The following is a 23,128-nucleotide window of genomic DNA, read 5'->3' on the forward strand; positions in this document are numbered from 1 at the left end:
AAATAACCCGTAAGGAACGAGAGTGGTTCTGTCCGTTCCTTACGGGTTATAGTATGCATTCATGTTATACAGTACGTTTCAGTGGCGTAGCGGCAGGCCGGATGACGTTCGTGTTAGTATCTTTTCTATGGAACAGCTTGCGCAGGAACGGAAGGACGAAGTAATCAAGGCCGATTTTACCAGCATTGGCGGCCGATACGATAATGATCACTTCCATGAGCAGCAATTGCACATTCGTGCTGACGGTGCCCGAGAGCAGGTAAGCAGCGTTCATAACCAGACCCATGAGAGCAGCGAATGTAGTGAATGTTCCCAGAATCAGTCCCAAACCAACCAAGAATTCACCAGCTGGTACCAGGAAGTTAAAGAAGTTCACGCCAGGTAGAGCAGCATGCTGGAGGAAACTTCCCCACCAAGCTTGGACGGTTGCGCCCTCGCCGGCACTCTTGGCAATAGCCCCCTTGATAAATCCCGAAGCATCGAATCCCCCGGTAAGCTTGTGCCATCCGGCAGTAAGCCATTCATATCCCAAATATACCCGTACTATAGTGAGCAGCAGCATTGCAGCTTTATTCGTTCTGAACCAGTTGTTAAACATATGTCTTCACTCCTTTTAGTGTGTGCTTTCTTGTCTGTATCGGATGATCATCTTCGATAGCTTTATAATAAGTGATTTATTTCACAATATGTGTGATAAATATCACAAAGTTCGAAGAAAATTTGATATCAAACTAAAATTGTGACTATTTTGTTTTGAAATGTGTCGAAGGGGATATAAGCGAGGGATCGTTACCGCTTTCAAATGGTTCTTGACAGAGTTTTTGCATAAAATTAACATACAGATATGAATGAAAAAGCTATCGTAGCCGTTATAGGCCGAATCCATCGCAGAAGTAATAGATTTATCGAAAAAGAATTGAAGAAGCATAATATTCACGGCATTGCTCCATCACATGGGGACATTCTGTTTCATCTGTATGGACAGGAGTCCATTACAATGAACCAGCTATCCTGCCTGATCGACAAGGACAAGTCTACGACTACAGCATTGATCGAGAAGTTAGTGCGTCTGGAATATGTGAAGAAGGAACAGGATACGCAGGACGGTCGTGTTTTCCGCTTATCCGTTACAGATAAGGGAAGAGCGCTGAAGCCGATTTTTGAAGCGGTATCCGATTCATTACTGGCTGCTGTGTATGAGGATTTTGCCCCGGAAGAGAAGGAGCAGTTGCTTCGATTGCTCGGGAAGATTAATATGTGAAAATGACTAAGACAGCCTGGTGGGAAGCCGGGCTGTTTTTAGTATATAAATTTTTCCGAACCCCGCAACCTTTTTCGAGAATCGCCGTCTAGAGTGTACCAATTGGGAAATAAATCATGACAACACAACCAGCAACCCAACACAATTCACGGAGGAATGAAGATGAAGAAACGACTTTTTAAACCACTGCTTTTAATGATGATGATCGCAATTTTTAGTTTAAACGTTACGGGTGCGGCCTTTGCCAAGAGTGGCGGGTCCAAGAATCCCCCTCAGAACGGCATAGATATTGCAACTGCAGTAAGTATGATCGTAAAAGGACTAGACCTGAACCTGAATGCCATCGATTTTATCAAAATGCCTGTGGCAAGCGACCACTATACAAAGGTTAAGGATAACGCTCCATATGCCAAGGATTTCATCAATGCTTATTACAATGGCGTGCAGCTTCCTAAGGACATCAATCCTTCCGCCAAAATCTCCAAGGAGTACTTTGCTGAGCTTTTGTACCAGGCTCTGAGCCATAAAGGTGAGTTTGTCTGGATTCAAACATTCCAAAAGGTAGCAGACGGAAATCAAATCAAAAAAGAATACATGAATAGCATTCAGAAACTGCTGATCGCCAAGATCGTTACGCTCGACAGCAAACAAAAATTTTATCCGAAGAACAGCATTAGCCGTGACGAAGCAACCAATATGATCAGCAAAACGGTGAAATTCATTAACAACAACAAACCAGTGCCTACACCTGCTCCAATCGATGTTACATTAACCACGGGCAAAGAGACGGATGCTGTCACTAAGGTTACACTTTCCGCTACGGCGCCAACAGGCGGTTATGGACTTGAAATCACGAGCATTCAATTCACGAAAGATCAGGCATTGATCAAATACAAACTGGTGAAGCCGGACCCGGGCAGCATGAGTGCCCAAGTCATCACCGAAATTAAAGCTGTAACTTACATTCCTTCGACATACAAACCTGTACTTCAGGCCAATAAATAATACGGATAATCGCATAAAAGCTTTATTAGCAACGGATGGACTCAATAGGAGCCATCCGTTGTTTTTGTATAAATGGTGAGGGGAATGAAAATTAAAGAAGCGAATATGGAGGATTCTGTAATAAACCCTCGAATATATAAGGGATATATGAATGATTAGCTAAGGAGGATATCATTATGGCTCTTCAGGCAGAAGCTCTTGTGGAAGAATGGCTGAACAAGAACGGGTATTTTACGATAAGAGGCATCAAGGAGAAGCTGAATGAGATTGATTTCCTCGCGGTACGGAGAAGTGACGAAGGCGAGTGGGAGTATGTCCATTGTGAAGTTCAGGTTAGTATGCGACCTGTGGCCTATATCAGCAAGCTGACCAAGCAGCAGATGGAGAAGCTAGGCGTAAAGTCGAAGACAAGTGCCAAACTGCGCAATTCTGAAAGTCTAAAGGATAGCGTAAAAGCCTGGGTAGAGATCAAGTATACCTCTGACAAAAAGAAGAAGCTGCGCAGCTCCGTGATGGATACCGACAAATGGCAATATTGGTTCGTACACGGAAGAGTGAAGGATCAGAATGAACTGGAGCAAATCAGCGGTGAGGGCGTGAAGCTGATAGCGATCAAGGATATTTTGCAGGAATTGACGGCTAATACGACGGAGCATAGTTTTTCTGCGGCTTCAGCGGGCGATTTGGTAGAGTTGATTAATTTGTTGAATGCGGAAGAATAGAGCAGTCCTGATATCCATTTCTACGTTCAGTTATCCCAATGAGTCTTTGCACCCAAAGGCGATGATTGAGATAGAGGACCAACTCTTATAAAGAAGATGTTGGTCTTTTTTGCGTCCATTGGTAACATGTAGGTAATATTTCTTATTAAAAAACCGCGTAATTCGACAAATAAATACAATTTTCTTATTTAATACCTTTACTATTTACAAAATTTTATTTAAGATTCAGTTATGTGTAATGGAATAGGAAATAATATGTAATGCATCTTTTCTTAATTTATTACATCAGATGATCATACATGATGGAGGAATGCACAAATGTTCACAATCGAATATAATGCAGCAAAAAACAGAGTTGTCGTTACCGCTCAAGAGGTTACATTGGACAATGCACAGCAATACATTGATGAGTTCACCGAGATTCTTAAAAAAGTAAAACCAGGCTTCACTGGTGTTACAATCCTGACTGGCGCTAAAGTATTGTCTCAAGAAGTAGCTAAAGAACTGGCACCTACCAGTGATCTGGCAACTCAAAAAGGCGTAGCTACTGACCGGAAATGGGCTTATGTAACAGGTTCTTCCATTTACAAAATGCAAATGAGACGTATCTTCGGTGACTTCGTAGAGTACTTCGAAACCGTTGAGGAAGCGGATGCTTACCTGAGCAAATAATCTCATTGGGATCATAAAGAACAGCTCACATCTTTACAGATGTGGGCTGTTTTTGTTTTGTGGTTCGTTTTACATGCTATAATTGGAAATATATTCGAACATTTAAGAACATAGGGAGGCCTACTTATCTATACTATTTTGCAAGAGCCAACCGGTAAAGCTTATGAAGCTGTCCTACAAATTTCCATGGAAGTGTGCGATGAGTTCATCCTGGTGAAGCGCGATCAGATGTCACTTGATCCAAGCGGGATTGAACTTCTGGAGCGGTTAAAGCCTTTTTTCAAAGAGCAAAGAAGAGACGATCATTGGCCAGGTACGCGGCTATTTGGTCATTATGCGGATATTTATTATTTTCAGTGTTGTGATGAAGCTACAGAGATTCTTCTTTCTTATACCACTGGTCTATACTCTTGGGTTCAGCCTAAGTTGCCTGATGACCTTTGTTTTCTGAGAGATGGGAAGCCGTGGCTAACGAATACTGCGCATGAAGAGCAAAGTTTTATAGATACTGATGTGGAAGAAGAACTGGTGAGACTAGAGCAAAGCGGATTGTTGATCCGTGACTTGTCCCTGTTCAATTGGAATTGGTAGACGTTCTGCAAAAAGAATAAATCACATCCAGAGCCTGCGGTTAACGCGGGCTTTTTGCTATTCCATTACTACCCTCAGACAGAAGGGCTGCGACATATTCCGCATACAGCACAGGAACCAGCCACGATACTGAAGAAGTTAAGAGGAGTTCTCATTGTAGTATCCGTTAAATTTTCCTAATTCATGTAATGGATTGAGATTGCCAGCGTATTAGCTTCTGTAAATCACTTGGCCGGGTGAATACTGCTGGAAAGGAGAGAGCAGAGGGATGCAAGAGCGCGCATTGCTACAATCTTTTAGTCAAATTAAGCAAGAAAACGATACAGCTATAGATAAAGACAGGTTATTCACAACGATTTTTGAAACCTACTATTCCAGGATATTCAACTATACTGCTTATCGCGTCAACTGCCGGTATACGGCCGAGGATTTGACCAGTCAAATCTTCGAGAAGACATTGTCCAAGCTGCATAGCTACTCCGGGGAAAAAGCACCGTTCGAAGTATGGCTGTTTGCCATTGCCAGAAACGTAGTAAACGATTACTACAGAAGTCAAAAGCGGAACCGCTTCTTCTCACTCGATGCCATCCGTGAACTGGTATCAACCAGACAAGCCCCGGATGAGCGCATGCTGGAAGGAGAACGCAGCAGCGGACTGAACCGTGCGCTGGATACGCTGGCGGCCAAGGAGCGGAATATCGTAGCCCTTAAATTCGGAGCGAATCTGAAGAATAAGGAAATTGCCAGCATCACAGGAATGTCCGAGAGCAATATCGGCGTGATCCTGTACCGCAGTATGCGGAAATTGAAATCGGAGATAGGGAGCGTGGAACAGCTGTGAATACCAAGGATACGGTACAGAGGTTCTCCAGAGACATCGATGAGGGTCTGCATCATAAAGAATCCGCTGAGTGGAACGGTTCTCCGGAGTATCTTGAGCTGCTGGACTTAAGCAAGGCGCTGGCTGGACAGGATTTCAGTGAAACTTCCGATAAGTCAGATGTTTTTGACATGGTACAGAACCGAATTAAGATGAAGGAGGCAGATCGAAAGATGAAGGTGAAAAATAGCATCAGACGCCCAGCGATAATCATGGCTTCCATTCTGGTTGCAGGTGCCCTTAGCGTAAGCTTTGTTAAGCCATCCTTTGCCCAGGAGCTGCTGGACAGAGTTCTGCAAAAGATCAATCTTGGCAACATTGTTGCCAGTCAATATGATCCGGCTCAGGAGCCGCCATTTCCAGAGAAGCTGAAGGGTAAGCTTTTTGACAAGGATGGAAATAAGATAGAATCGTATACAGAGAAGTTGGACGAGGTCTATACCGCTGAGGGTGAGCTTATCGTAGGCTTTGATGGTGATGAGCTGATTACGAAGAGTCAGCAGGAACAGCGGGATAAGGAACAAGCGGCCAGATTAGTGGTGGTGAAGGACCCGGCTGAACTGAATCAATACGCGCTTTTCACAGTAAAGCTCCCGAAATATTTGCCGGAAGGCTTCGCTTTTGACCATGGAGAATTTTCCAAGGATGAACATGGTGTTAACGGGAAATACCTTGATTTGATCTTTACCAGTGAGAAGAAGGGACAGAGGATCTGGATGCAGCAGCGTTTCTCCGATGAGGAGACGGCATACGAACGATCAAGCACAGCCAAGCTGGAGAAGGTCAGCGTAAGCGGTGTTGACGCCGTGATGTGGGACGATAGAAGTCTTGACTGGGAAGCAGATGGGGTATTATATAGCCTCTCAACCAAGGGGCTAGACCGGGCTGAGGTGCTGAAAATCGCTGATTCTATTCGTTGACCATGTGCTAATAGTACGAATGAGAAGATCTCCCATGTGGAGGTCTTTTTTTCGTTGGGGGTTATAAGTAGTGAGGAATTGTAAAGCTTAATAGATATATCGATCTATCCATATTAATTGGCATAACATAGAAACATAACTATTTCGACTAAGTGGATTAGATAGAATCAAGAAGTGGAGATAAGAATCCCTTTTAGGGATGTAATAGATAAGACGAACTTAAGATCCAACCGCATGGATCTGTCATTTCACTGTGGAATGCTTGGGTTTCCGTTCTGTCACGGTTACCACCTTTTCTAGAGTTTATTCTATTATCTTGGGTTGGATTTACCGTGTCTACTTTGATAGTTTGATTCAGACAAAACTCCAATGTAAATAAGGGCAATTTTGTACGTTAAATCGGATAAAACTGAGGAATGACGTAGATTAAGGGCAATTTTGTATGTTAAATCTTCAGTTTCCATGTCCATCACTACTTTTCACAAGAAATAAGGTGCAATAATGATCTTAATTCCCTTTTTATCCTCAAAAAGAAAAATATAAGGTGCAAAAATGCTCTTAATTGGGAATAGTCCGCCATTTATCATCTTTAAGAAATTTGGGACCACAGGGCAAGAAGCCCCAATCACGCTGAGGTGATACCGAATCTTATGTTTGAATCTTTTATTCGCTCTATATAGCATCACCTTCCTAAACCCACGCTTGTCATGCCCGTCTGCATATTGTGGTCAAGTCCCTCATAGACATGTACTAATCAATGCATTCAAAACAGGTTAAGGGGATGATGTCATGCGCCGGTTAACATGGGTACTCGCAATCATTATGAGCGTGGCCCTGGTGCTCACAGGGTGCGGGAAGAAGGATGCTGCGTCCGTAGTCAAGGATTTGAACGATGTAGCTGATAAGTTGGAGAGTAAGCAGGGAACCTATCAAGGCTCGGGCACGATGACGCTGTATACCGGCGAGCAGCCGCAGGAATACAAGGTGGAGGTCTGGTACAAGAATCCGTCCTATTACCGGATCAGCTTGTCCAATGTCCAGAAGGATATCACACAGATTGTGCTGCGCAATGATGAGGGCGTATTCGTATTGACGCCAAGCCTGAACAAGAGCTTCCGCTTCCAAAGCGACTGGCCGGATAATCAGGGGCAGGTCTACCTGTACCAAACGCTGGTGCGGGGCATTGTCTCCGATAACAACCGTCAATTCGTAGCCGATGGAGATAACTTCGTGTTTGAGGTGGCGGCGAATTATCAAAGCAGCGCACTGGTGCGCCAGAAGATCTGGCTGGATAAGAAGTCATATGCACCGAAGCAGGTGCAAGTGTCTGACTCGGAAGCCAAGGTTGTTGTGGATGTGAAGTTCGACAGCTTTACCTTTAATACGGACTTCACGAAGGATTCTTTCGATATGCAAAAGAATATGTCCAGCGGAACGCCAGCCAAGAGTACGGTGGCGGAGGTGGATGAGAACGGTAATCCGGTATCGGCACCGGAAAATGGAGAGGATACCCAGACACCGGTGGCTGCAGAGCTTGGCAGCTTCGGTATTGTGCAGCCGGACTACGTTCCTGAGGGTGTGAGCCTGAAGGATTCCAATAAAATCGAAGGCAGCAAGGATCAGTCGGTACTGCTCCGCTACGACGGCATTTATCAATATACGATTATGGAGGCTCGTCCGCTGGATCGTGCGGTAGCCCTCACCCCCGGTAGATTATGGGATATGGGCTTCACATTTGGTGTCCTGAGTGGTGACGATTTGCAGACGCTAACCTGGATGAATGACGGAATCGAGTACCGGATTACAAGCGCAAATCTGCCTGTTGATGAAATGGTTAAAGTTGCCGCTTCTATGCAGGAACAATCGGGTAAGTAATAGGAGTAGGCGGATATTGCGTATTGTGGGAACCATTCCTCTACAGCGCAGTATCCGTTTTTTCTTTATTCGCTGGTTAATTTGGGTATATTATTTTTAAGCCGCCAAGCTCGCTTGTGTTACATTGACAGTCACCTTCCGTTAGCATTACCATTACCAGTAAGACATTACTTAACAGATAACGTTTTACTACAACGTAAGAAGGTGACTTTGAAGTGCAAGCAAGCTATCGACCAACAGCAGCCGAGATCAATCTGGACGCTTTGCGCGCCAATTACGAAGCTTTCCGTACGGCTTTGCCGCCGGAGACCAAGTTTATGGGCTGTGTCAAAGCCAATGCGTACGGCCATGGAGCAGTGGAAATCACTCGGGAGCTGGAGACACTGGGTGCGGATTATGTCAGTGTAGCCTTTTTAGACGAGGCGCTTCAGTTGCGTCAAGCAGGGATAAAGCTTCCTATTCTGGTGCTTGGCTATACGCCTCCGGATGGAATCGCTGCTGCCTGGGAGAATAACATAACCGTGACGCTGTTCACGAAAGAGGTACTGGAGGCTATAGGACAGCTTCCTGTAGATCCGGAACATCGGCTGAAAGTACACATCAAGATGGATAGCGGGATGGGCAGGCTAGGGTTACTGCCGCCTGATGTACCTGCTTTTATCGCAGAAGTGCAGCTTGTGGCGCAAGCGGAGCTGGAAGGCATGTTTACCCATTTTGCCAAAGCGGATGAAGAAGACAAAAGCTATACAATGGAGCAGTACCGACGATTCACGGACGTGGCGGAAACGCTTCGGGAACAAGAAATTGATATCCCGATCATACATACGGGCAACAGTGCTACGGCCATTGATACACCTTATTTATCCACGAGCATGGTGCGTGTAGGCATCAGTTTGTACGGCTTCTATCCATCAACCGAGGTGAACCGGCAGCTGATCGATCTGCACCCGATTATGACGCTGAAGACGCAGGTAGTTTATGTAAAAAGCCTGCCGCCCTACTGGGGCATCAGCTACGGCACCCGTTACGTCACAGACAGCGAAGAGGTCATCGCAACACTGCCTGTGGGGTACGCAGATGGATATTCCCGCATGCTTACCGGCAAAGCGGAGGTGCTAATACGCGGCCGTCGGGTCCCAGTCGTCGGAACAATCTGCATGGACCAGTGTATGGTATCACTGAAATCTTTCGCTGAAGAAGCGGAACAAATCAAAGCAGGCGAGGAAGTTGTCCTCATCGGCCGGCAGGCTGGCGTGTCGATCACGGCAGACGAGCTGGCGCTCCACCTGGGAACCATTCACTATGAAGTTGTTTGCATGCTGGCACACCGTGTACCACGCGTGTATATACGCGAAGGTAGCACTCCATACCTGGTGAATGCTTTGCTGCAGCCATAATGCCCTAAAAGGTGACAATATAAAGGAAAATGATGGAAATGGATTAAATCGTAAACAACTATGTCTTGTATAGTCTATACGAACCACCATTTCTAGTTTATAATGGGATGCAGCATACTTGATATACTGACAGCATATATTCCTTGTATAAAATTCCTTGTATATTGCTAAACTGAAAGACAAGGGCAGAAGGTTTGTGGGGGTGGAAGAGAAGGTGGCCAATTTGCAGAACACCAAAAGAATCATGATCAGCTTGCCCGATCATCTCTTGCAGGAAGTGGATGGAATCGCTCAACTTGAGAATTCCAACCGGAGTGAATTGATCAGGCAGGCCATGAAACTGTACCTGAGTGAACGGAGAAAACGTGCCATCCGGGAGTCCATGCAGCGTGGCTACATGGAAATGGCCAAGATTAACTTGACCATGGCATGCGAGGCGTTCCTCGCGGAGGAAGATGCAGACAGCACTCTTGGCCGCTTAGTAAGCGGGGTGTAGACATTGATCGTGAAACGCGGCGACGTTTTTTTTGCCGATCTTTCGCCTGTAGTAGGTTCCGAACAGGGCGGAGTTCGGCCGGTTTTGATCATTCAGAACGATATTGGCAATCGCTTCAGCCCCACAGTAATTGTGGCGGCGATTACAGCACAAATTCAGAAAGCGAAATTGCCGACGCATGTGGAGATTGATGCGTCTGCTCATGGCTTTGACCGCGATTCGGTCATTCTGCTAGAGCAGGTTCGGACGATTGACAAACAACGCTTAACGGATAAGATCACCCACCTGGATGATGATACGATGAAAAAGGTGGATGATTCGCTGCAAATCAGCCTTGGCCTGATTGATTTCTAAGCAGAGTAAGGGATATTAACTGTATTTGAGAACAAAGGCGCACGGGATAACTCCCGGGCGCCTTTTTAGTCTTGGCGGCAAGGGGGGAATGGGACTTTCTCCGGCAGGGGAAAATGGAACTTGCGGCAGCGGGGTTCTCTTTAAATTTTAAATCTGTTATAATTGGACCGGACAGTCGGTTTAGGAGGGATTGGTAATCAAAGGACGTTCAGATGGAGAAGAAACGAAGAAACGGATTGTACAGAACGCGGCCAAGTTGTTTGTCCAGAAGGGCTACGGCGCGGTAACCATGAATGAGGTATGTGTGGCGGCAGGCGTCAGCAAGGGCAGCCTGTATCATCATTTTCCCAGCAAGGATGAATTATTCCTGTACGTGGTGGAAGAGGATACCGAGTTATGGCTCCAGAATTGGGATATCAAGCGGGCCGGGATCGCAGATCTTGAAGAACGCTTCTATGCCTATGCCGAGCATTGTGCCAATGACTTCCAGAACCCGCTGATCCGGGCACTGGAGGAATATGCAAGAATCAAAGATCATACTGCTGAAATCGAGAAACGGCTGTGGCATATGTATGACTATTCATTGCGGGCTTGCCGTGAACTGGTGAAGGAAGGGATAGATACGCATTACCTCAAGGCAGATAATCCTGAGGATATTGTCGTTATTCTCAGTGGCCTGCTGGAAGGTGTCGGAAAGGTGTCGGACATTTCGCGCTTGCCGATGGGGCTGGAGGAAATTAAAGAATATTATCGAAAATCGCTCAGACTGTTGCTTCAGGGAATACGTATCTAGTGAGAAGCGTAAGCTTTCTCATGTCTTGAATTAGACCGGGTGGTCGGTCTCTATTAGTCGGTCGTTTATTTTTATGGTATGGGATTGCCCGTACCAGCAGATATTTAGAACAGAGAAAATTAGGCTTCAATGAAAGCCTAGTCATATTATTCGAAACTGTGCAGGGAGCACACGGAGGTAAACCATGTCATTACTGCTTAGAAACCGGGGAGCTATACTGCTGGTTATGTTGACGATTTTTCTGACTTTTACCGGAATCGGTCTTGTCGTCCCTATTATGCCTACTTTTATGAATGAACTCAATATTAGCGGAAGTACAGTTGGACTACTGGTAGCGGCGTTCTCACTTAGCCAACTACTGCTATCTCCGATCGCAGGAAGGCTCTCCGATACAATGGGCCGGAAGAATATAATCGTGGTCGGGCTGATCGTCTTTGCCGTGTCAGAGCTAGTGTTTGGTCTGGCAAATATGTCCTGGATGCTGTTCATCTCCAGAATGCTGGGCGGAGCGGGAGCGGCCCTGATCATGCCTGCAGTTATGGCTTATGTTGCAGATACAACTTCCTTAGAGGAACGGGCCAGAGGAATGGGCCTGATCAATGCAGCTATCTCCACTGGTTTTATTATTGGACCGGGGATTGGCGGTTATCTTGCCGAGTTCGGCATCCGCGCGCCGTTCTTCGTGGCTGCCATCGCGGCAGGACTTATTGCTGTGGTGACGTTCGCAGTGCTGCCGGAATCCCTTTCGGTGGAGCAACGCAAAGAAGCTAAAGCTTCTGGAGCAAACCAGGAAAACCTGTTCATCCAGCTTGTGCAGTCTTATCGCCAGCCTTATTTCTTCAGTCTGGTTATTGTATTCGTACTCGCTTTCGGCCTCGCCAATTATGAGACTGTATTCGGACTGTTCGTGGATCATAAGTTCGGATTTACGCCAAAGGATATTGCTTTTGTCATTACTTTTGGTTCCATTGCCGGTGCAGTGGTTCAGGTATCGGCCTTTGGCTGGATTCTGAATCGCTTCGGAGAGAACAGAGTTATCGCTATTTGTCTTTTGGCCTCGGCCGTATTTATACTGTTGACGGTATTTGTGAACAGCTACTGGGCGATTATTACAGTTACCTTTATCGTATTCTTGGCCATGGATATCCTGCGACCTGCGGTCAGCACGCAATTGTCCAAGATGGCCGGGGATTCACAAGGGTTTGTCGCCGGTATGAACTCGGCATATACCAGTCTCGGAAATATCGCCGGACCGATCGTAGCCGGTTATCTGTTTGATATTAACATTAACTTTCCATACGCTGTGGCAGCACTTGTGCTCGCCGTATCCTTTATCCTGTCCGTTGGCTCCAGTAAACGGGGCATCGGACGTCAGCAGACGTAATATAATTTTCTTGTCATGATGCCCACGCTGGCACCGCTCCATGTATCTCGGAGCCGTGTCCGGCGTGGGCATTTGGGTACCAGGACGAATCTGTGATACTATTTTAACAAGAAGGTTGTACAGAATTGCGAGGCGGAAAGAGGGATTGTATTGACTGCAGAGAACATGAATGCTGAAGCCGTAGCAGATGAAGCGGCTGCCCAGCGCGAGCAGGAAACGATTATTCTGGCGATTGCCAAGGAACTGAGCATTGCGCCCAAGCAAGTGCGGACCACAGTAGGATTATTGGATGAGGGCAACACGATTCCCTTTATTGCAAGATACCGGAAGGAAATGACGGGAGAGCTGGACGAGAACGCGCTGCGCGACATCGAGGAGCGTCTCGGTTATTTGCGTAACTTGAGCGATCGGAAGAAAGATGTGCTCCGTAGCATTGATGAGCAAGGAAAGCTAACCCCGGAGCTGCGGGAGCAAATCGCTAAGGCGGTTAAGCTTCAGGAGGTGGAGGATCTGTACCGCCCCTTCCGCCAGAAGCGGAAGACCCGGGCCAGCGTGGCCAAGGAGAAGGGACTGGAGCCGCTGGCAGAATGGATCTTCGGGCAGCCGAGACAAGGCAGCCCTGAGGCAGAAGCAGCCCGCTACATCGATGCCGAGAAGGGCGTAGAGACGGCTGAGGCAGCGCTGCAGGGCGCGATGGATATCATCGCCGAGAATATCGCCGATGATCCGGCTATTCGCTCCTGGGTGCGCCAGTATACGGCCAGCCAGGGAATTCTGGTCTCGGAAGCCAAGGATGCCGAGCAGGAATCTGTGTATGAGAACTACTACAGCTATCGTGAGCCGGTACATAAGATGCCGCCGCACCGTATTCTCGCCATCAACCGCGGGGAGCGGGAGAGTGTGCTCAAGGTGGGCATTGAGGTTGTGGCAGACAAGATCCATACCTTCATCGGACGCAAGGTCATCAAGGGACCCTCTCCGGTCAAGGAACTGCTGGAGACGGTTATCGAAGATGCTTATAAGCGTCTGATTGCTCCATCTGTAGAGCGTGAGGTGCGCGGGGAAATGACCGAGAAGGGGGAGAATCAGGCGATCTCGATCTTCTCTGGCAATCTGCGGAGCCTGCTGCTACAGCCGCCGGTCAAGGGCCGCTGTGTTCTCGGCGTGGACCCCGCCTACCGCACTGGCTGCAAGCTGGCCGTCGTGGACGACACCGGCAAGCTGCTGGAAGTGGCGGTGACCTATCCGACACCGCCGAACAACAAAAAGCGCGAAGCCGCTGCCAAGTTCAAGGAGCTAATCGCCAAGTATGGCATCCAGCTCATCGTGATCGGCAACGGGACCGGCTCCCGCGAGACGGAGCAGTTCACGGCCGAGGTCATTGCCGAGATCGGCAATCCCGACCTGGCCTACCTGATCGTCAATGAAGCGGGAGCCAGTGTCTACTCCGCCTCCAAGCTGGCGCAGGAGGAGTTCCCGGACCTTGATGTGGCGGAGCGCAGCGCCGCATCGATTGCCCGCCGCGTGCAGGACCCGCTCGCGGAGCTGGTCAAGATCGACCCCAAGGCGATCGGGGTCGGGCAATACCAGCATGATGTCTCGCAGAAGCATCTGGAAGAGAGCCTCAAGGCCGTCGTGGAATCGGCCGTTAACCATGTCGGCGTTGACGTGAATACAGCGTCGCCGTCGCTATTGTCCTACGTCTCCGGCGTCAATGCGACGATTGCGAAGAACATCGTCAAGTACCGCGAGGAGAACGGCAAGTTCACTGCGCGGAAGCAGCTGCAGAAGGTGCCGCGCCTCGGCGCGAAATCCTATGAGCAGTGCATCGGATTCCTGCGGATTCCGGGCGGGGACAACACCCTTGACCGGACACCGATCCACCCCGAGTCCTACGCAGTGGTGGATCGATTGTTCAAGACGCTCGGACTGGATGTAGCAAGTCTCGGCAGCAAGGAAGTGGCTGCTGAGCTGGCGGCCCAGCAGCCGGAGGAGCTGGCTGTCAAGCTTGATGTCGGCGTGCCGACCCTACGTGACATCCTGGAGAGTCTCCAGCGTCCGGGTCGTGACCCGCGCGAGGAGCTGCCACTGCCGATCTTCCGCACCGATGTGCTGAAGATCGAGGACCTGGCGCCCGGCATGGAAATGCAGGGCACCGTCCGCAACGTTATCGATTTCGGCGCTTTCGTCGACATCGGGATCAAGAACGACGGGCTGGTCCATATTTCCCAGCTCAGCGGCAGCTTCGTGAAGCATCCTATGGACGTAGTGTCCGTCGGGGATAACGTGACGGTCTGGGTCATGGGTGTGGACCTTAAGAAAGGCCGGGTTAGCCTGACGATGCGCCCCCCGCGTACAGAAAACTAGGCATGACATAATGAATACAGTAAAGCTATCTGCATGGTTACAACTTGCAGGTAGCTTTTTTTTGTATAATGAGGTATACAATCAGAGACGGTTCTTGACAGCAACAACAGCTAGGAGCAGTGAACACGAGTGGGAGTGAATACAGTGAAACGAATTACGATACTGATCGCGGATGATGAAGCAGAAATCGCCGATCTGGTCGAACTGCACCTGACCAAAGAGGGATACCATATTATCAAAGCTTTTAATGGCAGGGAGGCGGTGCAGGCTGTTCAGACCCAGACGGTGGACCTGGCGATTCTGGATATTATGATGCCGGAGATGGATGGCTATGAGGTCACCCGGCAGATCCGAGAGAAGCACCATATGCCGATTATTTTTCTGAGTGCCAAGACCTCTGATCTCGATAAAATTACAGGACTGGTTATCGGGGCAGATGATTATATGACAAAACCGTTCAATCCGATGGAACTGGTGGCCCGTGTGAATTCACAGCTGCGCCGGTCCATGCAGTTCAGCCAGCCGGCAGCTGCGGCCAGCACGATTCTGGAAGCGGGAGGACTTAGCATTAATGCCGACCAGCATACGGTGATGCTGTACGGACAAGCCATCGATCTCACGCCGAAGGAGTTCGATATCCTGTATTTGCTGGCCAGCCATCCGAAGCAAGTGTTCAGCTCGGAAAATATTTTTCAGCAGGTATGGGGGGAAGCGTATTACGAAGGCGCCAATACGGTGATGGTTCATATCCGTACGCTGCGCAAGAAGCTCGGCGAGGACATGAACAAGAGCAAATTTATTAAGACGATCTGGGGCGTGGGGTACACGTTCAATGGATAGAGGGCTACGCAGTTTTCGGACGAGAATGATCATGTTCCTGGGACTCAGCATGCTTCTGTCCGGCAGCATTACTTATGTCATTTACAGGCTTCTTCAGATGTATTATTCCGGAGTGAAACGTGAAGATACCTTGGCCCATTACCGCCATATCATGTCTAGCATTGGGGATATTTACTTTTTCCTGCTGATCTTTATTCCGCTCGCGATCTTCTTCTTCTACCTCTTCACGAAGCCGTATGCTTCCTACTTTAATGAAATCACCAAAGGCATTCACCATCTGGCGAGCGGCCATTTCGAGCATCGGGTCAATATCTCCTCCAGGGATGAGTTTCGGGAGATTGCCAGGGAACTGAATCTGGCCAGTGAGAAGCTGCAGAAGGCAGTGGAACGGGGGGATTTTGCGGAGAGCAGCAAGGATCAGCTCATCGTGAATTTGGCCCATGATCTGCGCACACCGCTTACATCGGTTCTGGGTTACCTGGACTGGATTCTGAAGGGAAACGAACTGACGGAAGAGCAGATCAGACATTTTACCGAGATTGCTTATACCAAATCCCAGCGGCTGGAGAAGCTTATTGATGAGCTGTTCGAGATTACCCGAATGAACTATGGGATGCTGCCCCTGCAGAAGAATCAACTGGATCTCAGTGGTCTGTTGATGCAGCTAAGCGAGGAAATGTATCCGGTCTTCGAAAAGAACCATCTCAGTGCCAGACTGAACATCGTGCCTAAGCTGGAGATTCAGGGTGATGGAGAGCTACTGGCCCGTGTTTTTGAGAATCTGCTCAGCAATGCAGCCCGGTATGGAAAAGATGGACAGTTCGTTGATATCAACAGCTTCCCGGAAAGCGGCGAGATCGTCATTCAGGTGTTGAATTACGGCGGATATATCACACCCGACAAATTGCCGCATATCTTCGAGATGTATTACACCAGCGATCAGTCACGCAGTCAACACGAAGGTGGAACAGGTCTGGGTCTGTTTATTGCCAAAAATATCGTCGAGCAGCATCAGGGCACCATCACCGTAGAGAGCAACGTGGTCCGTACCTGCTTTGAAGTGAGATTGCCGCAGGAGAAGGATCAGGCTTAACGAACTCTGAAGAAATGAGAAGTTCAACCTTTCTAATTTAAGGAAAACTTTATATTTTGCCCCGCTTTTTTTTAAACAGTGGTCTCTATTCTGAAGGTAAGAGCAATCAGGGAGGTTATTGTACATGAAAAAGTGGGGCTTTTTTGTAGTTGTTGTACTTATGCTGGGCGGGATAGCCATTAAATATGTTTCGAAAGGCCTTACCGAAGAGGGGGAGTCCAAGGATACCCAGCCGGGTAGTAATGCGTTCCAAATGGTTGCGGTATCCCAGATTTATCAGGGGGAGCTGCTGCTCGTCAATAAGGATAATCCGCTGCATGAGACAAGCGTCAAATCCGATATTGTTAGGCTATCCGAGCACCCAGATCTTACGCAAGGATATGTATTGATGGACACGAAGCTCCGTCTGTCGAGGTCGGTAGCTCAGGCCTTTGTGGAGATGGTTCAGGCTGCGGCGCAGGACGGGGTCAATCGTTTTCTGATCAGTAGTGGCTACCATGACTTTACAGAACAGGAGGCGCTATACCGGGAAAAAGGATCGCAGATTGCGCTCCCGCCAGGCCGAAGTGAACATAATCTGGGCTTGTCGCTGGACATCGGATCTTCCCAAGCGGAGATGAAAAGGGCGCCGGAGGGGAAATGGCTGAAGAAAAATGCCTGGAAGTACGGTTTTGTGCTTCGCTACCCGGAGGACAAGACGGCGATTACCGGAATTCAGTACGAGCCCTGGCATTTTCGTTATGTGGGCTTGCCGCACAGTGCAATTATGCAGGAGAAGGATATGGTGCTGGAGCAGTATCTGGATTATCTTCGGGAGCAAAAAAGCTTTACTGCTGAAGCCGAAGGTCGGTCTTACGAGATATCCTATTACCCGGTCACGGAGAATGTGATGATCCGAATCCCAGTGAATCAGCGTTACGAAATATCGGGCAATAACGTGGACGGTATCATCGTGACGACCGAGAAGTGACAACAACCTGAGATGAGAGAGGCGAGGACAACATGAAGGATTCCAAATCACCCGGTATGCTAACGCTCATATCATTCACCGCATATTTGTATCTATTGGTCAAGGTTATTCTGTTCAAAGGCGGGCATGTAGACATACATATTCTGCTGCAGCAATTCCAGCTTACGTTACAGGACCCGGGGAGGATTTTTCATCGCTCCTACAATCTGGTACCCTTTAAGGAGATCAAGAGAGACCTGCATCACCTGTCGTTATCGAACCCTTTTCTGAATATTAATCTGACTGGCAACGTGCTGGCGTTCATCCCGTTTGGTGTTCTCTTACCGAACGTCTTTCGGAACATTACATGGTCGGTAACCAAGGTGTTGGTGTGTTCGTTGCTGCTCAGCCTGAGTTTCGAGTCTATCCAGCTTCTGCTGACAATCGGAACCTTCGACGTGGATGATCTGCTCCTGAATACACTCGGCGGGTTAGCAGGTTATATTCTGTATACAATGTTCTCCGGGCCTGCCCGCCGCAAGCCAGACAGTGAGGCAGACCAGGAAGGAGAGAGGCTGAGGTCTCAGCAGCGCCTAAGTGCACCGGAGTATTTATTTCTGGATAAATGAAAAAATTGGAGTGGTTGTTACCATGGAAGCCGGCTGTGTAAGATTCTACGAATTTGGACGCCCACTGGATAAAGTGCAATATTATATTTGACACGGCATGGAGAGACAGAATGGAATCTGGTACATCGGATGCAGGGATCAGAGGATTCGCCCCTAACTCCGCGAGGTCTGCAACAGGCGGAATGGCTTAGAAAGGGAATGCACTCCGTACCGCTGGATGCCATCTACGCAAGCCCTAGTCCCCGGGCGGTGCGGACCGCGGAGCTTGTACGCGGCGAGCGCAGCATTCCGCTGGAGACGTCAGCAGCGTTCATGGAGATGGGCTTCGGCCTATGGGAAGGTTCCCTGCATTCTGAGGTAGCGCCTCGCTACCCTGAGCAATGGCACAACTTCTGGAAGGACCCTGAGAAGTTCGAGCTTGAGGGAAGTGAGACCTATGGACAGGTACGGACAAGAGCACTTCATAAACTGCAGGAAATCCTGGAGAAGCATGAGGGACAGTCAGTACTTATTGTCACGCATACTATTACGATTAAGCTTCTGATGGCTTACTTCGAAGGAAAAGCAATGACGGAGCTTTGGGGTTTACCCGAGATCCATCCGACAAGCCTTTGCCGTATTGATATTACTGATGGCGATCCGGAAATTGTGTTGCACGGGGACATCAGCCATTACGAAGAATAGATAGCAAAAATGACCCCGAAGAGGGTCATTTTTATTTTGAACAAACTATTTAGAATTTCGACAGCTATGTTGTTCATGCTTACCTGTGCAGACTGCTGAAAAATCGGGTTAGCTGTTAATGAATCAATAAAACACTTTCGTATGCAGCAGATCAATTGCCTTCTCTAACTCCCTCAGCTCGTCTTCAGAAATGTGCTGTATGCGGTCGTTGAACTGGGCTTCAATCCGGCTGAACACCTCATTCATCAGCGCCTCGCCTTTGGCCGACAAACGAATGTATTGTTTGCGACGGTCCTCCCGATCAGTAACCTTCTCACAGAACTGCTTTTCGCTGAGCTTCTTGATTTCCCGGCTCGTATTCGGCATGGACATATGCATGCACTCACTGATATTACTGAGTGTTGATGGCTGACTGACAGCAATGTATTCCAGGATCTTATATTGAACGGCGGTAATATCACCCGGTCTGACGTCTTTGGTCAAATCATTCGAGATTTGATGCACAGCGGCTGTAAAAGCCAGAAATTTTTGAAAAACTGTATCCACAGAATCCCCTCCTTTGACAACATAGCAAATTAATTATCAAAAAACAATTATCAAATGAATATTATCAATTGACAACTATTTTGCGGTCATGATACCATTTTGTTATCAAATGATAAGTAAAGGGGTTCACATTATGAACATGCTCGTTATCTATACGCATCCTAATCATCAAAGCTTAAGTCATGCCTTTCTTGAGGAGGTTCTTAGAGGCAGCCAGGAGAATAGCAGCATCAGTGAAATAAAGGTGCTGGATCTTTACGAAGAAGGCTTTGATCCCGTCCTGGTGTTCAATGAGCACAAACGCAGACGGGATATGCACAAAGAACCCGCGCTTGCCAAGTACCGGGAACAGCTTCTATGGGCCGACAAGATTGTATTCATATATCCGATCTGGTGGGGACGGCCGCCGGCGATGCTGATGGGCTATATTGACCAAATGTTCGCCTCGGGATTTGCTTATAAGGATACAGGCAAGCTGCTGCCGGAGGGGCTGCTAAAGGGAAAATCGGCCGTCTGTATCTCGGTCATGCAAGGGCCTGCCAACTACCCGCTTTTGTTCCTAAACAACGCGCACAAGGCTTTAATGCGCAAAGGATTACTCAATTATGTCGGTATCAAGAAGGTGAAGTTCTTCGAGTTCGGCAGCATGGAGAGTCCACGTGGACGGCATAAGGAGAAGCTGAATAAGATTTATCGTTATTTTCAAGCGGTGGGACGGTAATGTCGGATTTTTTATTGCGTTTGCAACAATTTTAAAGTAAGATAATGTTGTAAATGCAACAAAAATAATAACTGCCATTACCTGCTAGGAGCTACCACTATGACAGAAATACTGAGAGAAGTCGGAATGATTGCCAGATGTTTTGAATCTATAAGCAATATCGAATTTAAAGAACTTCACCTTGCGAAGGGGCAATATTTATATCTTGTACGGATCTGCGAGAATCCTGGCATTATTCAGGAGCGGGTTGCAGATATGCTGAAGGTGGATCGGACAACGGCTTCGCGTTCCATTAAAAATCTTGTCTCGGGTGGACTGATCGAGAAGCAAAATGATCCAGATAACAAGAAGATATTGAAGCTGTATCCAACAGAAGAAGGAAAGAGAATCTATCAATTTTTAAAAAGAGAAGAGGAGTACTCCAATGCTGTAGCCCTGCAGGGCTTTTCCGAAGCAGAACTGGAAGCTGCCTTAGAGCTGCTGCATAGGATTCGAACTAACATAGAGACGGATTGGGAATTGGTTAAAAAAGGCGGTAAACGCGACTACACTTGATTGAAGGTGATACACCGATAAGGAGAGACATGCGATATGATTGCGATAGAAATCATTAATTATGAGAAACAGTACCATGAAGATTTTAGACGACTGTCTTATGAATGGCTGGAGAAGTACGTCTCGGTGGAGCCAGAGGATGAGAGGATTTTAGCGAATCCGCAAGAGATTATTTTGGATAAGGGTGGTTATATTTTTCTGGCCGTGTACAGAGGTGAAGTGGTAGGAACTGTATCCTTGATCAAGGTAGATGAGATTGTATTTGAGCTAGCCAAGTTCGCAGTAACCGAACAATACCAGGGGCTGGGGATCGCAAGACGTTTGATGGATCATTGCTTAAAGGTTGCGAGACAGGAACAGTCAGCGAAAATAATTTTGTACACCAACCACAAACTTGTCTCGGCAATTGCCCTGTACAGAAAATACGACTTTGTAGATGTCCCTATTGTTGATAATAAGTATCTGGAGTCTGACATGCGAATGGAGCTTCGCTTAAGTTAATCATCGTTTCGTAATAGAAACGATCGTTGAACCAATGCTCTACCGAAGACTGTTGATGTTTATTGCATCAGCAGTTTTTTTAATGCCGATCATTATCAATGAATTTTATTGCGTAATCGTTTATTGTAGAATGTTGGGATTTTGTTACAATTATCATTGGTAGATCATAATGCTTCAGGGTAGGTGATCAGGATGGATTATAAAATTGTCTTTTTCGATGTGGATGGAACGCTTACCAGCCATAAGGATGGGAAGATCCCGGAGAGTACCAAATTGGCTATACAAGCGTTGCAACACAAGGGGCTGAAAGTAGTTGCTGCAACCGGCAGGCCATTATCGATGTGTGGGGTTGTAAGAGAACTGGGTATAGATACCTTTATTACGGCTAATGGCGGGCATGTGAAGCATGGGGAGCAAGTGATACATAAGGTACCGGTGGAACCGAAGAATCTCCGCGAGGTGTATGATTACGCCGTCAGCCAGCAGCATGGCATGTCCTTTTATACCGAGGAGTTCTGTATGAACGGGATTCAGGACACGACCATCATGCAGGCGCTGCAAGAAACATTTTTCATGGAGGAGTATCCAGTATTCAATCCCCTGATTTGTGAGCAGGAGGTCTACTTGATGTGCCTGTTTGCTAATGACAGTATGCTGGAGGGCTACCAAGATAAGTTTCCACACTTAACCTTCAGAAGATGGCATCCTTATGTGCTGAACGTATTGCAGGATGAGGTCTGTAAATCGGCAGCAATCCTGAAAGTACTGGAATACTTCGGTCTGGATGCAGCAGAGGCGATTGCCTTCGGGGATGGCGAGAATGATATTGATATGCTGGAACTGGTTGGTCTGGGAATTGCCATGGGCAATGGGGGAGACAGGCTGAAGCAGGCTGCGGATTTTGTAACCAAGGCTTCGGGTGAGGACGGAATCGGTTATGCATTAAGACGATATGGTGTGATTTAGAGAGACGGTTTGAAGATTATTTTAGCGAAAGTATTCGGCTAACGAAGAACGGAATGTAGAGACATACATAGTGTTGAACGGTTCCTCGTTAGCAAAATCTTAAATCATACTAGCGGCAACTGTTGGTGGCTTGGCCTATCTACTTCATCTCCGATAACTCTTCTCTTACGCTCTTGGGCAGTTTTTTGAACACTAAGTCATAGGAATGATCAATCATGTCAAAGATATCCGATTCCAGCATTGAACCATCGATGGTAACGGTATTCCAATGCTTCTTGTTCATGTGGTACCCTGGCCGGACATTCTCATGCTGCTCTCTCAAGTTCTCGGCAATCACCGGATCACACTTCAGACTAATCTCGAAGTAATCCCCTTTATCGGAAAAAAGAGCAAACATTTTATCTGCGACCTTCATCACCAAGGGTTCGGGGCCGAAGGGATATTCCTGGGTGGCTCCTTTTTTCTTAGAACAGTATTGCACAATGTTATTCTCATTCATATCCTGTAGCCCTCCGGTACTGTGATTACATGCTTCGCCTTATTCAAGGAAATGGTAAGGTGTTGTCCGGTTGATGTCAAGTTGCTGGTGGTTATGGCACGTAGTTCGCGGATCGTAGTTTATGGCTGGCAGTTCGCGGATTGTAGTTTATGGCTCGCAGTTCGTGGCTCGTATTTCGTGGCTCGTATTTCGTGGCTCGTATTTCGTGGCTCGTAGTTCGTGGATCGTAATTTATGGCTGGCAGTTCGTGGATCATCGCTCATGCCCGTAGTTTGTCGCTCGTCGCTGTAAATAATGGCAATTTTGCACCTTAATTAAAGAAATAATTAATATATAAGGTAAATAAGTGCGAAAATGCACTCTAAATCCACGGGTGAAGCTACTTTTCAGGCTAAGTGGGGGAATTAAGGTGCATTTTTGCACTTAAT

The 23,128-nt window shown here is 47.5% G+C and carries 26 protein-coding genes; 23 read left to right on the forward strand and 3 right to left on the reverse strand.

The window, feature by feature from the left end:
* Window positions 1-64 precede the first annotated feature (64 nt).
* Window positions 65-598 carry a DoxX family protein gene (locus ACFORK_RS20250; protein WP_379202316.1) on the reverse strand — a complete coding sequence of 178 codons (534 nt, stop codon included), beginning with the start codon at window positions 596-598 and terminating at the stop codon, window positions 65-67.
* Between the two features lie 246 nt (window positions 599-844).
* Between ACFORK_RS20250 and ACFORK_RS20255 the strand changes: the two genes are divergently transcribed.
* From ACFORK_RS20255 to ACFORK_RS20345, 19 genes are all read left to right on the forward strand, one after another.
* Entirely contained in the window at window positions 845-1,261 is a 417-nt protein-coding gene (locus tag ACFORK_RS20255; RefSeq protein ID WP_379202318.1) for a MarR family winged helix-turn-helix transcriptional regulator, read from the forward strand.
* A gap of 162 nt (window positions 1,262-1,423) precedes the next feature.
* Entirely contained in the window at window positions 1,424-2,266 is an 843-nt protein-coding gene (locus tag ACFORK_RS20260) for a protease complex subunit PrcB family protein (protein ID WP_379202320.1), read from the forward strand.
* Window positions 2,267-2,442: 176 nt separating this feature from the next.
* Window positions 2,443-2,988 (forward strand): hypothetical protein, encoded by a 546-nt coding sequence (locus ACFORK_RS20265; RefSeq protein WP_379202322.1) that lies wholly within the window; start codon window positions 2,443-2,445, stop codon window positions 2,986-2,988.
* A 318-nt stretch (window positions 2,989-3,306) separates the two neighbouring features.
* A complete protein-coding gene (locus ACFORK_RS20270) occupies window positions 3,307-3,660 on the forward strand; it encodes a hypothetical protein (protein ID WP_379202324.1) in 354 nt (117 codons plus the stop codon).
* A gap of 138 nt (window positions 3,661-3,798) precedes the next feature.
* Window positions 3,799-4,251, forward strand: coding sequence for a hypothetical protein (locus ACFORK_RS20275; protein WP_379202326.1), 453 nt, complete (start codon window positions 3,799-3,801; stop codon window positions 4,249-4,251).
* 268 nt (window positions 4,252-4,519) lie between these two features.
* A complete protein-coding gene (locus ACFORK_RS20280) occupies window positions 4,520-5,092 on the forward strand; it encodes a sigma-70 family RNA polymerase sigma factor (protein ID WP_379202328.1) in 573 nt (190 codons plus the stop codon).
* Window positions 5,089-6,051: a DUF4367 domain-containing protein gene (locus ACFORK_RS20285; RefSeq protein WP_379202330.1), complete on the forward strand. Its 963-nt coding sequence runs from the start codon at window positions 5,089-5,091 to the stop codon at window positions 6,049-6,051. The genes ACFORK_RS20280 and ACFORK_RS20285 overlap by 4 nt, the downstream gene beginning before the upstream one ends.
* A 789-nt stretch (window positions 6,052-6,840) precedes the next feature.
* Window positions 6,841-7,926: a LolA family protein gene (locus ACFORK_RS20290; RefSeq protein ID WP_379202332.1), complete on the forward strand. Its 1,086-nt coding sequence runs from the start codon at window positions 6,841-6,843 to the stop codon at window positions 7,924-7,926.
* 215 nt (window positions 7,927-8,141) lie between these two features.
* Window positions 8,142-9,323, forward strand: a complete 1,182-nt coding sequence (gene alr / locus ACFORK_RS20295; RefSeq protein ID WP_379202334.1) for an alanine racemase — start codon at window positions 8,142-8,144, stop codon at window positions 9,321-9,323.
* A gap of 214 nt (window positions 9,324-9,537) precedes the next feature.
* Window positions 9,538-9,819 carry a CopG family ribbon-helix-helix protein gene (locus ACFORK_RS20300; protein ID WP_066367449.1) on the forward strand — a complete coding sequence of 94 codons (282 nt, stop codon included), beginning with the start codon at window positions 9,538-9,540 and terminating at the stop codon, window positions 9,817-9,819.
* Between the two features lie 3 nt (window positions 9,820-9,822).
* Entirely contained in the window at window positions 9,823-10,173 is a 351-nt protein-coding gene (locus ACFORK_RS20305) for a type II toxin-antitoxin system PemK/MazF family toxin (RefSeq protein ID WP_066367250.1), read from the forward strand.
* 190 nt (window positions 10,174-10,363) lie between these two features.
* On the forward strand, window positions 10,364-10,966 hold the full coding sequence (locus ACFORK_RS20310) for a TetR/AcrR family transcriptional regulator (protein ID WP_379202337.1): 603 nt from the start codon (window positions 10,364-10,366) through the stop codon (window positions 10,964-10,966).
* Between the two features lie 184 nt (window positions 10,967-11,150).
* Window positions 11,151-12,350: an MFS transporter gene (locus ACFORK_RS20315; protein WP_379202339.1), complete on the forward strand. Its 1,200-nt coding sequence runs from the start codon at window positions 11,151-11,153 to the stop codon at window positions 12,348-12,350.
* A gap of 165 nt (window positions 12,351-12,515) precedes the next feature.
* Complete coding sequence (locus tag ACFORK_RS20320) at window positions 12,516-14,717, forward strand: Tex family protein (protein ID WP_379202432.1); 2,202 nt, start codon at window positions 12,516-12,518, stop codon at window positions 14,715-14,717.
* A gap of 144 nt (window positions 14,718-14,861) precedes the next feature.
* Window positions 14,862-15,557: a response regulator transcription factor gene (locus tag ACFORK_RS20325; RefSeq protein ID WP_379202341.1), complete on the forward strand. Its 696-nt coding sequence runs from the start codon at window positions 14,862-14,864 to the stop codon at window positions 15,555-15,557.
* Window positions 15,550-16,650: a HAMP domain-containing sensor histidine kinase gene (locus tag ACFORK_RS20330; RefSeq protein ID WP_379202343.1), complete on the forward strand. Its 1,101-nt coding sequence runs from the start codon at window positions 15,550-15,552 to the stop codon at window positions 16,648-16,650. Before ACFORK_RS20325 ends, ACFORK_RS20330 begins: the two co-directional genes overlap by 8 nt.
* Before the next feature lie 124 nt (window positions 16,651-16,774).
* Window positions 16,775-17,620, forward strand: coding sequence for a M15 family metallopeptidase (locus ACFORK_RS20335; protein ID WP_379202345.1), 846 nt, complete (start codon window positions 16,775-16,777; stop codon window positions 17,618-17,620).
* A 32-nt stretch (window positions 17,621-17,652) separates the two neighbouring features.
* Complete coding sequence (locus tag ACFORK_RS20340; protein WP_379202347.1) at window positions 17,653-18,228, forward strand: VanZ family protein; 576 nt, start codon at window positions 17,653-17,655, stop codon at window positions 18,226-18,228.
* 87 nt (window positions 18,229-18,315) lie between these two features.
* Window positions 18,316-18,912 (forward strand): histidine phosphatase family protein, encoded by a 597-nt coding sequence (locus ACFORK_RS20345; RefSeq protein ID WP_379202349.1) that lies wholly within the window; start codon window positions 18,316-18,318, stop codon window positions 18,910-18,912.
* Between the two features lie 123 nt (window positions 18,913-19,035).
* Here ACFORK_RS20345 and ACFORK_RS20350 read toward each other — a convergent pair whose 3' ends face one another.
* A complete protein-coding gene (locus ACFORK_RS20350; protein WP_379202351.1) occupies window positions 19,036-19,458 on the reverse strand; it encodes a MarR family winged helix-turn-helix transcriptional regulator in 423 nt (140 codons plus the stop codon).
* Window positions 19,459-19,591: 133 nt separating this feature from the next.
* Between ACFORK_RS20350 and ACFORK_RS20355 the strand changes: the two genes are divergently transcribed.
* The 4 genes from ACFORK_RS20355 to ACFORK_RS20370 all read left to right on the forward strand — a co-directional run bounded on the left by ACFORK_RS20355 (window position 19,592) and on the right by ACFORK_RS20370 (window position 22,201).
* Entirely contained in the window at window positions 19,592-20,179 is a 588-nt protein-coding gene (locus ACFORK_RS20355) for an NAD(P)H-dependent oxidoreductase (protein WP_379202354.1), read from the forward strand.
* Between the two features lie 99 nt (window positions 20,180-20,278).
* Window positions 20,279-20,734 (forward strand): MarR family winged helix-turn-helix transcriptional regulator, encoded by a 456-nt coding sequence (locus tag ACFORK_RS20360; RefSeq protein WP_379202356.1) that lies wholly within the window; start codon window positions 20,279-20,281, stop codon window positions 20,732-20,734.
* Between the two features lie 36 nt (window positions 20,735-20,770).
* Window positions 20,771-21,235: a GNAT family N-acetyltransferase gene (locus ACFORK_RS20365; RefSeq protein WP_379202358.1), complete on the forward strand. Its 465-nt coding sequence runs from the start codon at window positions 20,771-20,773 to the stop codon at window positions 21,233-21,235.
* 192 nt (window positions 21,236-21,427) lie between these two features.
* Window positions 21,428-22,201, forward strand: coding sequence for a Cof-type HAD-IIB family hydrolase (locus tag ACFORK_RS20370; RefSeq protein WP_379202360.1), 774 nt, complete (start codon window positions 21,428-21,430; stop codon window positions 22,199-22,201).
* A gap of 139 nt (window positions 22,202-22,340) precedes the next feature.
* Here ACFORK_RS20370 and ACFORK_RS20375 read toward each other — a convergent pair whose 3' ends face one another.
* A complete protein-coding gene (locus ACFORK_RS20375) occupies window positions 22,341-22,700 on the reverse strand; it encodes an MmcQ/YjbR family DNA-binding protein (protein ID WP_379202362.1) in 360 nt (119 codons plus the stop codon).
* Window positions 22,701-23,128: the final 428 nt, after the last annotated feature.

Origin of the sequence: Paenibacillus sp. GCM10012306, assembly GCF_042649265.1 — a bacterium.
GTDB lineage: Bacteria > Bacillota > Bacilli > Paenibacillales > Paenibacillaceae > Paenibacillus_AQ.

Excerpts from the sequence above, each read along its gene's own strand:
- ACFORK_RS20250 (WP_379202316.1), bottom strand. The coding sequence starts at position 598 with ATGTTTAACAACTGGTTCAGAACGAATAAAGCTGCAATGCTGCTGCTC.
- ACFORK_RS20255 (WP_379202318.1), top strand. The coding sequence starts at position 845 with ATGAATGAAAAAGCTATCGTAGCCGTTATAGGCCGAATCCATCGCAGA.
- ACFORK_RS20260 (WP_379202320.1), top strand. The coding sequence starts at position 1,424 with ATGAAGAAACGACTTTTTAAACCACTGCTTTTAATGATGATGATCGCA.
- ACFORK_RS20265 (WP_379202322.1), top strand. The coding sequence starts at position 2,443 with ATGGCTCTTCAGGCAGAAGCTCTTGTGGAAGAATGGCTGAACAAGAAC.
- ACFORK_RS20270 (WP_379202324.1), top strand. The coding sequence starts at position 3,307 with ATGTTCACAATCGAATATAATGCAGCAAAAAACAGAGTTGTCGTTACC.
- ACFORK_RS20280 (WP_379202328.1), top strand. The coding sequence starts at position 4,520 with ATGCAAGAGCGCGCATTGCTACAATCTTTTAGTCAAATTAAGCAAGAA.
- ACFORK_RS20290 (WP_379202332.1), top strand. The coding sequence starts at position 6,841 with ATGCGCCGGTTAACATGGGTACTCGCAATCATTATGAGCGTGGCCCTG.
- ACFORK_RS20315 (WP_379202339.1), top strand. The coding sequence starts at position 11,151 with ATGTCATTACTGCTTAGAAACCGGGGAGCTATACTGCTGGTTATGTTG.
- ACFORK_RS20320 (WP_379202432.1), top strand. The coding sequence starts at position 12,516 with ATGAATGCTGAAGCCGTAGCAGATGAAGCGGCTGCCCAGCGCGAGCAG.
- ACFORK_RS20330 (WP_379202343.1), top strand. The coding sequence starts at position 15,550 with ATGGATAGAGGGCTACGCAGTTTTCGGACGAGAATGATCATGTTCCTG.
- ACFORK_RS20335 (WP_379202345.1), top strand. The coding sequence starts at position 16,775 with ATGAAAAAGTGGGGCTTTTTTGTAGTTGTTGTACTTATGCTGGGCGGG.
- ACFORK_RS20340 (WP_379202347.1), top strand. The coding sequence starts at position 17,653 with ATGAAGGATTCCAAATCACCCGGTATGCTAACGCTCATATCATTCACC.
- ACFORK_RS20355 (WP_379202354.1), top strand. The coding sequence starts at position 19,592 with ATGAACATGCTCGTTATCTATACGCATCCTAATCATCAAAGCTTAAGT.
- ACFORK_RS20360 (WP_379202356.1), top strand. The coding sequence starts at position 20,279 with ATGACAGAAATACTGAGAGAAGTCGGAATGATTGCCAGATGTTTTGAA.
- ACFORK_RS20365 (WP_379202358.1), top strand. The coding sequence starts at position 20,771 with ATGATTGCGATAGAAATCATTAATTATGAGAAACAGTACCATGAAGAT.
- ACFORK_RS20370 (WP_379202360.1), top strand. The coding sequence starts at position 21,428 with ATGGATTATAAAATTGTCTTTTTCGATGTGGATGGAACGCTTACCAGC.
- ACFORK_RS20375 (WP_379202362.1), bottom strand. The coding sequence starts at position 22,700 with ATGAATGAGAATAACATTGTGCAATACTGTTCTAAGAAAAAAGGAGCC.